Origin of the sequence: Burkholderia sp. Bp9004 (assembly GCF_003858025.1) — a bacterium.
GTDB classification, from domain to species: domain Bacteria; phylum Pseudomonadota; class Gammaproteobacteria; order Burkholderiales; family Burkholderiaceae; genus Burkholderia; species Burkholderia diffusa.
The window spans coordinates 90,473-105,939 of sequence record NZ_QTQD01000012.1 but is presented as its reverse complement, the minus strand read 5'-3'; the positions used below and the strand labels follow the sequence as shown (position 1 = coordinate 105,939).

General features: G+C 70.6%; 14 protein-coding genes and 1 riboswitch. Of the genes, 7 read left to right on the top strand and 7 right to left on the bottom strand.

The window, feature by feature from the left end; genetic code table 11:
* Positions 1 to 60 precede the first annotated feature (60 nt).
* Together DIE08_RS15790 and DIE08_RS15785 are read left to right on the top strand one after the other, a co-directional pair.
* Positions 61 to 1,227, top strand: a complete 1,167-nt coding sequence (locus tag DIE08_RS15790) for an acyl-CoA dehydrogenase family protein (RefSeq protein ID WP_124902439.1) — start codon at positions 61 to 63, stop codon at positions 1,225 to 1,227.
* 53 nt (positions 1,228 to 1,280) lie between these two features.
* On the top strand, positions 1,281 to 2,024 hold the full coding sequence (locus DIE08_RS15785) for an IclR family transcriptional regulator (protein WP_124626201.1): 744 nt from the start codon (positions 1,281 to 1,283) through the stop codon (positions 2,022 to 2,024).
* A 109-nt stretch (positions 2,025 to 2,133) separates the two neighbouring features.
* On the opposite strand, the gene DIE08_RS15780 is transcribed toward DIE08_RS15785, so the two are convergent.
* From DIE08_RS15780 to cobG, 5 genes are all read right to left on the bottom strand, one after another.
* Positions 2,134 to 3,489 (bottom strand): chitinase, encoded by a 1,356-nt coding sequence (locus tag DIE08_RS15780; RefSeq protein ID WP_185715867.1) that lies wholly within the window; start codon positions 3,487 to 3,489, stop codon positions 2,134 to 2,136.
* 252 nt (positions 3,490 to 3,741) lie between these two features.
* Positions 3,742 to 5,466, bottom strand: coding sequence for a precorrin-3B C(17)-methyltransferase (cobJ, locus tag DIE08_RS15775; RefSeq protein ID WP_124902437.1), 1,725 nt, complete (start codon positions 5,464 to 5,466; stop codon positions 3,742 to 3,744).
* Positions 5,463 to 6,197: a precorrin-2 C(20)-methyltransferase gene (locus DIE08_RS15770; RefSeq protein WP_124902436.1), complete on the bottom strand. Its 735-nt coding sequence runs from the start codon at positions 6,195 to 6,197 to the stop codon at positions 5,463 to 5,465. Before DIE08_RS15770 ends, cobJ begins: the two co-directional genes overlap by 4 nt.
* Positions 6,194 to 6,820, bottom strand: a complete 627-nt coding sequence (locus tag DIE08_RS15765; protein WP_059606783.1) for a precorrin-8X methylmutase — start codon at positions 6,818 to 6,820, stop codon at positions 6,194 to 6,196. The genes DIE08_RS15770 and DIE08_RS15765 overlap by 4 nt, the downstream gene beginning before the upstream one ends.
* On the bottom strand, positions 6,813 to 8,174 hold the full coding sequence (gene cobG / locus DIE08_RS15760) for a precorrin-3B synthase (RefSeq protein ID WP_124902482.1): 1,362 nt from the start codon (positions 8,172 to 8,174) through the stop codon (positions 6,813 to 6,815). Before cobG ends, DIE08_RS15765 begins: the two co-directional genes overlap by 8 nt.
* 106 nt (positions 8,175 to 8,280) lie before the next feature.
* A riboswitch (cobalamin riboswitch) is annotated at positions 8,281 to 8,473 on the bottom strand.
* Positions 8,474 to 8,677: 204 nt separating this feature from the next.
* On the opposite strand from cobG, the gene cbiE reads away from it, so the two are divergent.
* Genes cbiE through cobM form a run of 4 tightly spaced genes read left to right on the top strand, consistent with a single transcriptional unit; the run spans position 8,678 to position 12,501 of the window.
* Positions 8,678 to 9,913 (top strand): precorrin-6y C5,15-methyltransferase (decarboxylating) subunit CbiE, encoded by a 1,236-nt coding sequence (gene cbiE, locus DIE08_RS15755; protein WP_124902481.1) that lies wholly within the window; start codon positions 8,678 to 8,680, stop codon positions 9,911 to 9,913.
* Positions 9,913 to 11,001, top strand: coding sequence for a cobalt-precorrin-5B (C(1))-methyltransferase (locus DIE08_RS15750; RefSeq protein WP_059606787.1), 1,089 nt, complete (start codon positions 9,913 to 9,915; stop codon positions 10,999 to 11,001). Before cbiE ends, DIE08_RS15750 begins: the two co-directional genes overlap by 1 nt.
* Entirely contained in the window at positions 10,998 to 11,729 is a 732-nt protein-coding gene (locus DIE08_RS15745; RefSeq protein ID WP_124902435.1) for a cobalt-precorrin-6A reductase, read from the top strand. Before DIE08_RS15750 ends, DIE08_RS15745 begins: the two co-directional genes overlap by 4 nt.
* Positions 11,730 to 11,772: 43 nt before the next feature.
* Positions 11,773 to 12,501: a precorrin-4 C(11)-methyltransferase gene (cobM, locus tag DIE08_RS15740; protein WP_124902434.1), complete on the top strand. Its 729-nt coding sequence runs from the start codon at positions 11,773 to 11,775 to the stop codon at positions 12,499 to 12,501.
* A gap of 208 nt (positions 12,502 to 12,709) precedes the next feature.
* Here the strand turns inward: cobM and DIE08_RS15735 are convergent, their stop codons facing one another.
* Positions 12,710 to 13,894 (bottom strand): MFS transporter, encoded by a 1,185-nt coding sequence (locus DIE08_RS15735; RefSeq protein ID WP_124902433.1) that lies wholly within the window; start codon positions 13,892 to 13,894, stop codon positions 12,710 to 12,712.
* Positions 13,895 to 14,025: 131 nt separating this feature from the next.
* Here DIE08_RS15735 and DIE08_RS15730 point away from each other — a divergent pair, with 131 nt between their 5' ends.
* Positions 14,026 to 14,538 carry a MarR family winged helix-turn-helix transcriptional regulator gene (locus tag DIE08_RS15730; RefSeq protein ID WP_124902432.1) on the top strand — a complete coding sequence of 171 codons (513 nt, stop codon included), beginning with the start codon at positions 14,026 to 14,028 and terminating at the stop codon, positions 14,536 to 14,538.
* A 134-nt stretch (positions 14,539 to 14,672) separates the two neighbouring features.
* Here the strand turns inward: DIE08_RS15730 and DIE08_RS15725 are convergent, their stop codons facing one another.
* Positions 14,673 to 15,377 carry a glutathione S-transferase N-terminal domain-containing protein gene (locus DIE08_RS15725; RefSeq protein ID WP_124902431.1) on the bottom strand — a complete coding sequence of 235 codons (705 nt, stop codon included), beginning with the start codon at positions 15,375 to 15,377 and terminating at the stop codon, positions 14,673 to 14,675.
* Positions 15,378 to 15,467 lie beyond the last annotated feature (90 nt).

Genomic DNA, 15,467 nt, shown 5'->3' with positions numbered 1-15,467 from the left:
CCGAAACCCGGCGTTGTCTCGCGCGCGGCGCGCCGCTCACGTTTTCCTGGAGGGCAATCCATGCAGTTCGACCTGACCGACGACCAGCGCGCGATCGAAAGCGCGATCGAGAAAATCTGCGAGCGCTTCGGCGACGACTACTGGCTCGAACGCGATCGCGCGGGCGGGTTTCCGTCCGACTTTCACGCGGCGCTCGCCGAGGCCGGCTGGCTCGGCATCGCGATGGACCCGGCCCACGGCGGCGCCGGGCTCGGGATGACCGAGGCTGCGCTGATGATGCGCACGATCAGCGCGTCGGGTGCCGGCCTGTCGGGCGCATCGGCCGTCCACATGAACATCTTCGGGCTGAACCCCGTGCAGGTGTTCGGCAACGACGCGCAGAAGGCGCGCTTCCTGCCGCCGCTGATCGCCGGACGCGACAAGGCCTGCTTCGCGGTGACCGAGCCCGATGCCGGACTCGACACGACGCATCTGACCACGCAGGCGCGTCGCGACGGCGACCACTACGTGCTGAGCGGCCGCAAGATCTGGATCTCGACCGCGCAGGTCGCGAACAAGATGCTGATCATCGCGCGCACGACGCCGTTCGACCAGGTCGCGAAGCCAACCGACGGCTTGAGCCTCTTCTACACTGACCTCGACCGTTCGCGCGTCGAGGTGCGCGAGATCGAGAAAATGGGCCGCAAGGCCGTCGATTCGAACATGCTGTTCATCGACAACCTGCGCGTGCCGCGCGACGACCTGATCGGCAACGAGGGCGACGGTTTCCGCTACCTGCTGCACGGGCTGAACCCCGAGCGGATCCTGATCGCCGCCGAGGCGATCGGCCTCGGTCAGGCCGCGCTGCGGCGCGCAACGCAGTATGCGTGCGAACGCGTCGTATTCGGCCGGCCGATCGGGCAGAACCAGTCGATCCAGCATCCGCTCGCGCAGGCATGGATGCAGCTCGAGGCCGCGTGGCTGATGGTGATGAAAGCCGCGACGCGCTACGACGCGGGGCAGTCGTGCGGCGCGGAGGCGAACGCCGCGAAGTACCTCGGCGCGGAAGCCGCGTTCCAGGCGTGCCAGACGGCGATCGCAACGCACGGCGGGATGGGCTATGCGAAGGAATACCACGTCGAGCGCTACCTGCGCGAGTGTATGATTCCGAGGCTCGCGCCCGTGAGTCCGCAACTGATCCTGTGCTACATCGCGGAGAAGGTGCTCGGGCTGCCGAAGTCGTACTGACGCGCGGCGGCCCGCCCGGCGCGCGATTTCCCGTTCCGAATCAAGCGCTCGTCATGGACGTCAAACTCGTTGCCCGCACGCTCGACCTGTTCGAGCTGTTCGCCGCCGAACGGCGGCCGCTGCCGCTCACCGAACTCGCGCGCCTGCTCAACGTGCCGGCGTCGAGCTGCCTGGCGATGGCGCGCACGCTCGTGAGCCGCGGCTATCTGTACGAGGTGCGCAAGCGCGGCGGCTACTATCCGACGCGACGCCTGCAGACGATCGCCGCCGCGATCGACGCGCCCGATCCCGTCGTCGACATCGTGCATCCGCATCTCGTCGCGCTGCGCGACGCGAGCCGCGAGACGGCCGTGCTCGGCAAGATCCAGGGCGCGTCGGTCACGTATCTCGACGTCGTCGAGTCCGAGCAGGCGATCCGCTACACGCGCCAGCCGGGCGAGCTGCGTCCGCTGCATGCGAACTCGATCGGCAAGGCGATCTTTGCGGAGCTCGCGAGCGACGCGCAGCAGGCGCTCGGCGCGCAGCTGTCGTTCGAACGCTTCACCGATGCGACGGTGGCCGACCTGCCGGCGCTCGTCGCGCAGACCGCGCGGTTTCGCGAACTCGGCTGGGCCGAGAACCTCGGCGAGAGCGCGCCCGAGCTGTCGGCGATCGCGGTCGCGCTGACGCTCGACGGCGACTGGTACGGGCTGTCGGTCGTCGGGCCGACCGAGCGGATCCGCCAGCATCGCGACATGCATGCGGCGCTGCTGGTCGACGCAAAGGCGCGGCTGCTGGCCGAGCAGGGGCGGGGCTAGCAAAAAACGCGAAGCAGGGCGCAGGCGGTTTCGGCGGCCGTTCGCCGCGATGCCGGGCGGCATCCGGGAACGGCCGTGGCGCGTCACGCGCCGGTAGTGCGCCGCGGCGTCATGACTTCACCCACACGCCGCCCGCGCTCGGGTTGTCGCCCTGCGTCCACCATTTCGCGCAGTATTTCGCGCCCTGGTACGTGACGCACGTGCCGCCCTGGTACGCGGTCGTAGCCGACCACACGGGCGTGCCGCCGCCGACCGGCTTCCATACCGCTGCCTGGCCGGGCACGTCGCCCTGCGTCCACCATTGCGCCTGGTACGTCGTTCCCTGGTAGGTCACCGTCGCGCCTGCCGTATAGACCTGGCCGGCCGACCAAGGTGCGCCGGGTTGCGGCGTTCCGCCGTTCGAGCCGCCGCCGTAGTTCGGATCCTGCGTGACGCCCGTGCCCCACTTGCCGTCGAGTTTCCGGAACATCGATGCGAACGCGTACGGCTGCTGCGCGATACCCGAGCAGGTCGGCGCCACATATGCGCCGTCGTTCGGGCAAGGCTGATCGCGGCCGACCGACCAGTTGCCGAAGAAACCGTAGCCGTTGCCGATCGCTGCATTCAACACGCTCTGCGCATTCGCGAGCGTGAAGGTTTCGCCCTGCACGTCGTTCATCCCGATCATCGGCGTGACGCCCACCATCTGCCACAGTTGCGTGCCCGTTTTCGGCTGGCCCGCCGACTTGAACGCCGTATCGAGCTGCGTATAGAGCGCTTGCGCGGCGCTGATCGCGGCCGCGCCCATGTCGATGTTCGCGGGGCCGTAGTCCATCGTCATTAGGTTCACCGCGTCGAACGCAACCTTGTTCGCGATTGCCGCGGCGACCACGTTCATGCCATCCTGCGTGAGCCCGGTCGGCATCGTCGGCAGCGTCAGCGTGACGTGCAGCGGCTTGCCTTTCGCCGCGTAGTCGGACTGCAGTTGCGCGACGGCCTGGAAGTTGCGGGCAACGGCAGCGCTGTCCTGCTGCGATGCGCCCTCGATGTCGAAATCGACATGCGTGAGGCCGTAGGTGTCGATCACGGTCTGATAGGCCGTCTTCAGCGCGGGGACGCTCGAGCATGCCTGCATCAGCGGTGTGCCGTTCGCACCGCCGAACGAGACGGCAATCTCGCCGCCTTTCGCGCGATAGCTCGCGATCGACGCCGACAGCGACGCGAGCAGGTCGCCGCTCGCGCCGTTGCCGATCGGCTGCACGCCGCCCCAGGATGGCGCGCAGCCGCTGCCCGCGACCACGAACGCGAGCGTGAACTGCTGGATGCCCTGCTGAACGCCGATCCGGTCGACGAGCGGCGTCGGGTAGAGCGTCACGTCGACGAAGGGCGCATAGACGCCGGCGCCGTGGGACACGCTCGCCATGGCGAGCAGGCAGCCCGCGGCGAGCGCGCGCGGGTTGAATCGCGGCAACACGTTGTTGTTCATTGTGTTCTCCAAGTGGAAGAGGGATACGCTGGCCCGCGTATCGCCGCCGGGCGGGCGATCGGGTATGCCCGGCCGGTGGCGTGCTCATCTTGGAGGATTCGTGCCGAATCGTGAATACTTAGGTGTTCTTTTCGTTATTCGATTCTCGACACGTAACGATCTTGCCGATTCGATCGCATATCGAAACGCGAAGCGGGCGATTTTTCCGCCTGGTTTCGGCCGGATGGTCAACCGCGCGTTGCGCAGCGACGCTCAACGATACCAGCGCGGCGTGTAGACCCACTCACGCCCGTCGCCGATGGCGAAACGCCGCGTCGTCGACGAGCCGACGATCACCATCGTGCGCATGTCCACCTGATCGCTGCGCAGCGCGCCGAGCGTCGTCGTCGCGAGCGTCGCGCCGGGCCGGCCGATATCGCGACCGAGCACGACGACCGTGTCGGCCGCGCGATGCGCGCGCACCGCATCGAGCGCACGGTCGAGCTGCCACGGCCGTGCACGCGAGATCGGGTTGTAGAACGCCATCACGAGATCGGCTTGCGCCGCGTGCCGCAGGCGCGTCTCGATCACGTCCCACGGCTTCAGGTTGTCCGACAGCGAGATCGCGCAGAAATCGTGGCCGAGCGGCGCGCCGGCCCGCGCGGCGGTCGCGAGCGATGCCGATACGCCGGGTTCGACGCGCAGTTCGACCGCGGCCCATCGCGGGTCGCGTGCTTCGTCGAGCGCTTCGAGCACGGCCGCGGCCATCGCGAACACACCCGGGTCACCCGACGAGACGACCGCGACGCGCCGGCCTTGGGCCGCCAGTTCGAACGCATGGCGCGCGCGCTGCATTTCCTCGCGATTGTCCGTGCCGTGGACGCGCTGGTCCGCGCGGAACGGGCCGGCCATCGTCACGTAGGTCGTATAGCCGAGGATGTCGGTGGCTTGCGCGAGCGCGGTGCGCGCGGCGGGCGTGAGCCACGCCGCATCGCCCGGGCCGAGGCCGAGCACCGTCAGGCGGCCGCGTGCACGGCCGAGCGTCGCGGGATCGACGGGTTGCGTCGCGACCGCGCACGCGAGGCCGTCGGACGTTGCGCGCAGCGTGTGCGTCACGCGCAACGTCGAACCCAGCAGGGCAGCGGCATCGGCGTCTTCGTCGCATTCGTCGCCGTCGACATCGGCGAAGCGCAACGGCACGCCCAGCGTCCGTGCCGCCGCTTCGACGCGCGCATCGCCGAGCAACGACGCCGAGGCGACCAATGCGGCGAGCGCCAGCCGCGCGAGTCCGTGCGTATCGAGCAGCGCGTCGATGCGCCCGGCAAGCGATGGCGACGCATCGGCCTGCACGCCGCGTGCCGCGATGCCGACCACCACGCTGCGCGGATGGATCACGAGTTCGTCGCGCGCGCCGCGCCACGCTTCGGGCGTCACGCGGATCGCATGCGCGGCCGCGTCGTCACGCGGCAGCGCGACGTCGTCGAGCCAGGGCGCCGCGCCGTCGATGCGCGTCGCCGCACCCGCGAGCAAATCGGACACGAAACGCTTGCCTTGCTGGAGATCGGCGAGCGCATAGCCGTCGGGCGGGTTGAGCACACACGCGCCGAAGCGCAGCTCGCCGCTCGTCGTGATCGCGGGCGCGACGCCGAGGCATTCGGCGATTTCGCGCGCGATCACGTTGACGCCCGTCAGCCCGCCGAGCAGCGGCACGACGGCGGAACCGTCTTCCGCGACCGCGAGCACCGGCGGCTCGACACCCTTGTCGGCCAGCGCCGGCGCGACGCAACGGATCACGATGCCGGCCGCGCACAGCGCGACGATCGGCAGGCCGCGCGCGTAAAGCTCGCGCAAGTGCGCGCCGAGTTCGTCGAACGGCACGTCGGCCTCGACGCGCGACGCGAGCCCGTGCACGACTGCGCCCGGATAACGCGCCTGGATGCGCCGCGCGGTATCGAGTGCGCCCGCGCCGAGAATCACGATTGCGGGCGGAGTCGTCATCCTTGCCATTTTTCCCCCGGCACGACGAGCAGCGAGAAGTACGGTGACGCCATCGGATCGACTTCGTCGAGCGGCACGATGCGCTGCGCCGCCATCGTCGCGCGCTCGACGTACAGCGCGCGCTTCGCGAGCCCCAGTTCGTCGAGCACGCGCCGCACCTTGTCGAAGTTGCGGCCGAGCTTCATCACGACGGCCGCGTCGGCCTGCGCGAGCCGCGCGCGCAATTCGTCCGCCGGCAGCACGCCGGACAGCACCGACAGGCTCTGGTTGCGATAGACGAGCGGCTGGCCGAGCACGGCCGTGCCGCCGAGCATCGCGCACACGCCCGGGATCACTTCGGTGTCGTAGCGCGACGCGAGGCGATCGTGCAGGTACATGTACGACCCGTAGAAGAACGGATCGCCTTCGCAGATCACCGCGACGTCGCGCCCGGCGTCGAGATGCGACGCGACGATCTCGGCGGCGGTGTCGTAGAAATCGGCGATCACGGTCTCGTAGCAGAGCGGCGGCGGCAGCGCCTCGGTCGTCACCGGATAGACCAGCGGCAGTTGCGTCTGCGCATCGAGCAGGTGCGCCTCGACGATCCCGTAGGCATTGCCCTTCTTGCCCTTCGCGACGAAATACGCGACCACCGGCGCGGCCTGCAGCACGCGCAGCGCCTTGATCGTCATCAGTTCGGGGTCGCCGGGGCCGACGCCGACCCCGAACAGGCGTCCGCGCGGGGCCGTCATTCTGCCTCCGTCGCGAGTGCGTTGACGGCGGCTGCGGCCATCGCGCTGCCGCCGCGGCGGCCGAGCAGCGCGACGTACGGCACGCCGCGACTGTCGGCGTCGAGTGCCGCCTTGGATTCGGCGGCGCCGATGAAGCCGACCGGAAATCCGAGGATCAACGCGGGGCGCGGCGCACCGGCGTCGATCATGTCGAGCAGGTGGAACAGCGCGGTCGGCGCATTACCGATCACGACGACGCTGCCGGCCAGATGCGGGCGCCACAGTTCGAGCGCCGCGGCCGAGCGCGTGTTGCCGAGATGCCGCGCAAGGTCGGGGACTTCCGGTTCGCCGAGCGTGCAGATCACGCGATTGCCGGCCGGCAGCCGCGCGCGCGTGATGCCTTCGGCGACCATGCGCGCGTCGCACAGGATCGGCGCGCCGGCCGTGAGCGCCGCGCGGCCCGCCGTGCCGGCGCCGGCCGAGAAGCGCAGGTCGTAGGCCACGTCGACCATCCCGCACGCGTGGATCACGCGCACTGCGAGCTTCTCGAGATCGGGCGGAATCTGCGACAGGTCGGCCTCGGCGCGGATCGTCGCGAACGACTGGCGGTAGATTTCCTGCCCGTCGCGAATATAGTCAAGCATCGGTGGTGTCCTGGCTGTGCCGCGCGCCCGTCAGTCGGTCCGCGGCCTGGTCAATCGTCAGATGGCGCGCGAGCGGGGCGCCGAGGCCCGCGGCGGCGTCGCGCCGGTAAAGGTCGTAGCGTCCGGGCGCGACCGCGACGAGGGTATGCATCGCGGGATGCGGCAGCGCGCAGTGGCGCTCGCAGCCGGTCAGGTGCACGTCGACCGGATGGCCGACGCGCGCGGCCAGCGCGAGCGCATCGTGTTTCGTATCGGCGCGCGACTTCGCGCAGCCCGCGCTGCCGGTGCAGGCGACCAGCGCCGCCAGCGGGTCGGACGTCGTGCACACGAGGCCGATCGACGCGAGCGCGTCGAGCACGGCTGGCGCGCGTTCGTGCCGCACGCCGTGCACGAACACGCCTTGCCACGGGGTCATCGACAGCGTGCCGTCGCCTTCCGCGTCGGCGAGTGCCGCAAGCTGTTCCAGTTGTGTTGCGTCGAACCGGCCGAGCACGAACTGCGCGCCGACACTGCAGCGATCCGCATCGCGCGACGGCCTTGCACCGAAACGCAGCGCGGCGTCCGCCTGCTTGCGCCGCCAGCCGGCCAGTGCCGGATCGGCTTCGAGCGGGAAGGGTGCGTAATCCTGCGCGCGCGCGCGCAATGCGCATGCGCCGCCGGCCGCGAGCAAAGCACGCATCCGCGTGACGTCGGCCGGTGCGAGATCGAGGAACGCGAGCAGCAGCGCGCGAACGAGCGCGACGGTCTGGTCCGGCGCGACGTCGAACGAAGCGGACGGATCACCCGGCGCGACCGGCGGGCAGCCTGCCAGGCCCGCGGCGATGCGGACCGCACCGTCGCCTCGACGCCACGCGGCGAGCCAGATGTCGTGCGGATGATCGAGCGCCGCGACCGATTCGCCGCCGTCGAGCTGGATCGAGAATTTCGGCGACACCTCGCCGCGGCGCGGCTCGTGCGTCAGCATGTCGAGCAACGGCAGCGCGAGAGCGCGGCTGTCGAGCAGTGCGTCGGGATCGCGCCCCGCGAGCGGGCTGAGCATCAGGTTGCGGACGTCGTCGCGCGCGGCGAGCGCGGCCCGGTCGTCGGCGGCATCGGCGGCGCTCGCGCGCGGGCCCAGGCCCGCATCGAGCAATGCGTCGGCCAGCGTATCGGCCGCGCCGTCGCGGATGCCGCGCAACTGGAGATTCGCGCGATTGGTCGCGTCGATCGCGCCGGAGCCGCAGGCGCGCGCGGCGGCGGCGATCGCACGCGCCTGCCGCGCGTCGAGCCGGCCGCCCGGCAACTTGATCCGGCACAGCCCGCCGTCGGCGGCCGCGACGACGCGCACGAGCCCCGGGCAGGCCGACGGGCGCACGGCGGGCGACGCAGGAATGGAATCGGGGGCGGAACTCAACGGGATACCGGGGCAGTGTCACGCCGCGGCCAACGTATCGGTACACCCCGCCCGACGCCGACTGGCACGCACGCACTTTCATGCCGGCAGGTCTCCTGGCTGACAGGTCGGCGCCGGCTCCCGGCCTTCCCGGTGAAACCAGTGGCATGAGGGGGGAGATCGGCTCGCTGTCTACAGTTGCGGGGGCAGCCACAGCGGCGCGGTGCGCGCCCTGTGTTCCCTCTTCGGCCCCGAAGGGCACCGGCGAACGAACGGCCGTAGGATACCCGATTTCACCGGCGCTTCGCGACCGCCGAGCGGGCTTCGTGGCCGAAGCGAAATGCGGCCCGGCGTCGGCGGCCCCGCAGATGAAACGCGCGGTGGAACACGGTACCATGCCGACTTTCGCAATGCGGACAGCCGCACCGGCGCCATTACGGCCGCCGTGCGGCGACTCGATGGAACCGGACGATGGGGAAGGGTGCATGACGGCGTGGCTGACGGTAGTGGGCATCGGCGACGACGGCTACGCGGGGCTCGGGCGTAGCGCGCGGCGCGCGCTGCTCGAAGCGACGCAGGTCGTCGGCGCGAAGCGGCACCTCGACATGCTGCCCGCGCGGCTGCGGGCCGAACGCACCGCGTGGCCGTCGCCGTTCGACCTGTCGGGCCTGCTCGCGCGGCGCGGTTCGCCCGTCTGCGTGCTGGCGAGCGGCGACCCGATGCTGTTCGGCGTCGGCGCGACACTCGCGCGCGAACTATCTCCCGACGAATGGCGCGTGCTGCCCGCACCGTCATCGCTGTCGCTGGCGGCCGCGCGGCTCGGCTGGGCGTTGCAGGACGTCGGCGCGGTGTCGCTCGTCGGCCGGCCGCTCGCGACGCTCGCGCGCCACCTGCTGCCGGGCCGGCGCCTGTTCGTGCTGAGCGCCGACGGCCGCACGCCGGCCACGGTCGCGGCCGAACTCGCCGCGCGCGGCTTCGGTCCGACGCGCATCAGCGTGTTCGAACACCTCGGCGGGCCGCTCGAACGGCGCATCGACGGTCTCGCGCAAGACTGGAACATCGACGAAACCGCCGCGCTCAATCTCGTCGCGCTCGACTGCCAGGCCGGCCCCGATGCGCCGCGCCGAGCACTCACGCCAGGCCTGCCCGACGACGCGTACCGCCACGACGGCCAGCTCACCAAGCGCGACATGCGCGCGCTGACGCTCGGACGCCTCGCGCCCGCACCCGGCGAACTGCTGTGGGACGTCGGCGCGGGTAGCGGCTCGATCGGCATCGAGTGGATGCGCGCGCATCCGTCGTGCCAGTCGATCGCGATCGAGTCGCATGCGGAGCGGCAGCGCTTCATCGAACACAATCGCGACGCGCTCGGCGTGCCGGGCCTGCAACTCGTCGCGGGGCGCGCGCCCGCAGCGCTTGCCGGGCTTGCGACGCCCGACGCGATCTTCATCGGCGGTGGCGCGACCGCGCCCGGCGTGCTCGCCGCGTGCTGGTCGGCGCTGAAGCCCGGCGGCCGGCTCGTCGCGAACGCAGTCACGCTGCAGGGCGAACTGGCGCTCGCCGCGTGGCGCGATATTCACGGCGGCACGCTCACGCGCGTGTCGCTCGCGCACGCCGAACCACTCGGCCGCTTCGACACGTGGCGGCAGCCGTTGCCCGTCACGCTGTACGACGTGCGCAAACCCGATTCCACGGCAACGGATCTCGCGGACCCCACGTGATGCGCGACGAAACCCCCGAACAACCGGCGCCGCTGCGCTTCGGCTATACGACCGGCAGTTGCGCGACCGCGACGTCGCTCGCGGCCGCGCGCCTGCTGCTCGCGGGGGGCGCGATCGACGCCGTCGAGATCGTGCTGCCGAAGGGGCAGCACGTGATGATGCGGCTTGCGTTCTGCAGGACGACTGCCGACGGCGCGGAAGCCGGTACGATCAAGGATGCCGGCGACGATCCGGACGTCACGCACGGTGCGCTGGTCTTCGCGCGCGTCGCGCTCGCGGCGGTGCCCGGCGTGCGCTTTCACGCGGGGCCGGGTGTCGGCACCGTCACGCGCGCCGGACTCACGCTGCCGGTCGGCGAACCGGCGATCAATCCCGTGCCGCGCCAGATGATGACCACGCACCTCGACGCGCTCGCGGCCGAATTCGCCTACGCAGGCGGCTTCGACGTGACGATCGGCGTCGAGGGCGGCGAGGCGCTCGCGCTGAAGACGATGAACCCGCGTCTGGGCATCGTCGGCGGATTGTCGATCCTCGGCACGACCGGCATCGTGCGGCCGTTCTCGTGCTCGGCGTACATCGCGTCGATCCACCAGGGCATCGACGTCGCGCGCGCGAACGGGATCGCGCACATCGCCGCGTGCACCGGCAACGCGAGCGAGGATGCGATGCGCGCGCACTACGGCCTGCCCGACATGGCGCTGATCGAAATGGGCGATTTCGCCGGCGCGGTGCTCAAGCACCTGCGCCGCGCGCCGGTCGCCCGCCTGTCGATGTGCGGCGGGTTCGGCAAGCTCAGCAAGCTTGCGGCAGGCCATCTCGACCTGCACAGCCGCCATTCGAGCATCGACCTGCCACTGCTTGCGCAGTGGGCGGCCGAGGCGGGCGCGAACGCAGCGCTGCAGGCCGCGATGCGCGCGGCGAACACCAGCCAGGAAGCGCTGAAGCTCGCGCAGGCCGACGGCGTGCCGCTCGGCGACATCGTCTGCGCGCATGCGCTGCGGGTCGCGCGCGACATCGTGCCGCCGTCGGTCTCGGTCGAGATGTTCGCGATCGACCGGCAGGGCCGCTTCGTCGGGACCGCACGATGAGCGCGCGCATCCTGCTGCTCGGCGGCACGGGCGACGCGCTGAAGATCGCACGCGCGCTCGGTCCGCGGCACGTCTACAGCCTCGCGGGCCTCGGCAAGGTGCCCGACGACTTGCGCTGCGAGGTGCGCGTCGGCGGCTTCGGCGGAGCGGCTGGGCTCGCCGCGTACCTGCATGGCGCCGGCATCGGCCTCGTGATCGACGCGACGCATCCGTATGCCGCGCGAATCAGCGCGAATGCGGCGGCCGCCGCGCGCGACGCGGGCGTGCCGCTGTGGGCGCTGCGACGCGCGCCGTGGGCGCCGCAACCCGGCGACGACTGGAGGATGGTCGACGACTGGGCCGGCATCGAGGCCGCGCTCGCGCCATTCCGGCGGCCGCTGTTCACGCTCGGCCGCGAACCGCTCGCGCATCTCGACGAGATTCCGCCGCACCAGTTCTGGCTGGTGCGCTGCCTCGATGCGCATCCCGGCAACGCGCGCGCGCAGGTCCTCGCCGCGCGCGGGCCGTTCACGCTCGACGGCGAGCGCGCGCTGTTCGCGCTCGCGGGCATCGACGTCGTCGTCAGCAAGAACAGCGGCGGCGCCGCGACCGAGGCCAAGCTCGACGTCGCGCGTGAACGCAGGCTTCCGGTCGTGATGCTGCGCCGGCCGACGCTGCCCGACGCCGATCGCGTGTTCGACTCGGCCGCCGCGCTGCTCGATGCGCTCGACCCTGCCGCGCGCGCGTGATGCCGCGCGACCGGCTGCCCCATGAATTGATGGAGATTTTTCGATGACGGTGTATTTCATCGGCGCGGGCCCCGGCGACCCGGAGCTGATCACGGTGAAGGGCCAGCGTCTCGTGCGCACGTGCCCGGTGATTCTCTACGCAGGCTCGCTCGTGCCGCCGGCCGTGCTCGACGGCCATCGCGCGGAGCAGGTCGTCAATACGGCCGAGCTCGACCTCGATGCGATCGTCGCGCTGCTCGCCGATGCGCACGCGAAAGGCCAGGACGTCGCGCGCGTGCATTCAGGCGATCCGTCGCTGTACGGCGCGATCGGGGAACAGATCCGCCGGCTGAAAGCGCTCGGGATTCCGTATGAAATCGTGCCCGGCGTGACGGCCACGGCCGCGTGCGCGGCGACGCTCGGCGTCGAGCTGACGCTGCCCGGTGTCGCGCAGACGGTCATCCTCACGCGCTTCGCGGGCAAGACGACGATGCCGGAAGGCGAAGCGCTCGGCGCGCTCGCCGCGCATCGCGCGACGCTCGCGATCCATCTCGGCGTGCGGCATCTCGCGCGGATCGTCGACGAAGTGCTGCCGCATTACGGGCCCGCGTGCCCGGTCGCGGTGATCTACCGTGCGAGCTGGCCCGACGAGGAACGCGTGACCGGCACGCTGGCCGACATCGTCGGCAAGGTGCAGGGCACGCGGATCGAGCGCACCGCGCTGATCCTGATCGGGCGCGTGCTCGATGCGGAAGAGTTTGCGGATTCGACGCTGTATGCGAGCGGCAGCTGATTGCGCGTGCACGGAACGCAAGGCACTTCGCATTTCGCGGCATCGCGACGACGGGTTTTCTCGCGAGCCGGTCCGCTGATCAACGCCCTCGGTCGAACGGCGCCAACCGTGCAATCCGGCGTGACTGAGCAACAACGGGCAACCGCGCGAAGGCCACGATCCGGGTCAACGCCTTCACGCGCAGCGTCCGACCGGCGCTAAGTCTGCGCTAAGCCCGCGCAACACGCCGCGCAAACTGCGGCGCAAACCCCGCCGCCAGCGCGAACAGCACGACGCACAGGCAAGCCATCGCGAGCCACGCGGGCGACAGATCCGCGAGATGCTGGCGCACGATGCCCGCCGCGAACGGAAACAGCCCAGCGATCAGATAGCCGACGCCCTGCACGAACCCCGTCAACGTCGCCGCATCGGCCGGGGTCGCCGCATGATCGACCGTGACGATCAGCGACAACGGAAACAGCGCGCCGATACCGGCCCCCATCAGCAGCGCAGCCGGCAACGCAAGTGCCTCCGGCGCGGCCAGCATCACCAGCAACCCCGCGAACAGCGACGCGATCGCCGCGTGCAGCGCGGGCCGGCGATCGGGCAGGCGGTCGATCGTCGCCGAGATCGCCAGCCCCGCGACGACTTCGGCGAGCGTTACGCCGCCGAGCAGGCTGCCGGCCGCGGTCGGCGACCAGCCGAGCCGCATGTAGTATGGCGGCAGCCATGCCAGCACGAGGGTATAGGCGCCCGTCGCGATCCCGAAGAACATCGCGAGCCGCCACGCGCGCGGCGAGCGCGACGGCCGCGCCTGCACCATCGCCCCCGACGTCGGCCCGGACACCAGCGCATCGCCGCCACGGCTGGCCAGCGGCCACGCGAGCGCTGCGACCGCGGCCGGCAGCGCCCAGCCCGCGAGCGCGACCAGCCAGCCCCAGCGGGCCGCGGCCAACGGCGCGACGACGCTCGCGAGCACCGCGCCGCCCATGATCGACGTCGAATAGACGCCCATCGCGCCGCCGATCCGCGTCGCGAAATGCGCCTTCACGAATCCCGGCAGCAACGCCTGCACCATCGCGATTCCGAGGCCCGCGCAGCATGCACTCGCGAGCAGCAGCCACGCGTGCTGCGCGCCGATTCGCGACGCGCACGCGAAGCCGATCAGCGCGACGCCCAGCCAGACGCCGCCCGTGATCCCCGTCACGCGCTGCAGCCGGCGCGCGCTCAGCGCGCCCAGCCCCATCAGCAGGATCGGGATCGTGGTCAGCAGGCTCGCCGCGCCGTCGCCGATGCCGGTCGCGCGCTGGATCATGTCGAGCAGCGGACCGATCGCGGCCAGCGCCGGCCGCAGGTTCAGTCCGACCAGCACGATCGCGGCAAGCCGCCATCCGGGGGAAGTGAAGCGATTCATGGAGCGGCCCTCATTATCGGTGCACGACACCTCCGTCAGAGGGCCGCGCGTTTTCATGTAAAGTATCTCGATATCAAGATAAATGCGGATTTATCTCGACGTCAAGATAACTGGTGAACCGAGGAGGGTTAATGGATCGAGCCGCGCATGCGCTCGCGCAATGGCGCATCGAGCGTCCGGATCTGGATGCGTCGTCGATGCTCGTGATGGGACGGCTGCAGGAGGCCGCGCTGGTGGTCGCACGCGACGGCCTCAATCCGTTGTTCGCGCGCTACGGGATGCAGCCGGGCGAATTCGACGTGCTGGCGACGCTGCGGCGCAGCGGCGCGCCGTTCGCGCTGACGCCGACCGCGCTGTACGACGCGCTGATGATGTCGTCGGGCGGGATGACCGCGCGCATCGACCGGCTGCAGAAGGCCGGTTGGGTCGAGCGCCGGCCGAACCCGGCCGACGGTCGCGGCACGCTCGTCGCGCTGACCGACGCCGGCCGCGCGCTGATCGACGATGCGGTGGCCGCGCACGTCGACAATCAGCGCGCGATGCTGGCCGCGCTGTCGGAGGCCGAGCAGGCGCAACTTTCGGCGTTGCTGGAAAAGCTGCTGGCGGGATTGGGGGAAGCGGCGTCGGCGTCGGCCGAAAAATAGCGCCGCCGAATCGTCACGTCGAATGAACGCAGCAGGCGGAAAACGAAAACACCGAAAGGAAGCGGAAGAATTGCCCGCCGCGCGATGCGGCGGGCCACGCAGAGCGCGGCCGCAGGGTGCGCCCGCTGCGCGGCTCAGCCGCGTGCCGGGATGTTGAGCCCGCGCGCGACGGCCGGACGCGCGACGAACGCGTCGAGCGCCCGCGCGACATGCTTGAATTCGGCGAAGCCGACCAGGTCGCCCGCTTCGTAGAAGCCGACGAGGTTACGCACCCACGGGAAGATCGCGATGTCGGCGATCGTGTACGTGTCGCCCATCACCCACTTGCGGTTCGCGAGATGCGCGTCGAGCACGGCGAGCAGACGCTTCGATTCGGCGACGTAGCGGTCGCGCGGACGCTTGTCTTCGTAATCGCGGCCCGCGAACTTGTGGAAGAAGCCGACCTGCCCGAACATCGGGCCGATGCCGCCCATCTGGAACATCACCCACTGGATCGTCTCGTACCGGCCCGCGGGATCCTTCGGGATCAACTGGCCCGTCTTGTCCGCGAGATAGATCAGGATCGCGCCGGATTCGAACAGCGGCAGCGGCCGGCCGTCGGGGCCGTTCGGATCGATGATCGCCGGGATCTTGTTGTTCGGGTTCAGCGACAGGAATTCGGGCGACAGCTGGTCGTCGGTGTCGAAGCGCACGAGGTGCGGCTCGTACGGCAGGCCGGTTTCCTCGAGCATGATCGACACCTTGACGCCGTTCGGCGTCGGCAGCGAATACAGCTGCAGACGGTCGGGATGCTGGGCAGGCCATTTCTTCGTGATCGGGAAGGCTGACAGATCGGGCATGGAGATTCGCTCGTCAATGTGGAGGATCCGCGCTCCGCCGTCCTGCCGCGCATCGCTTACCGCCCGTGCCACCGCGGCAGCAACGGGACG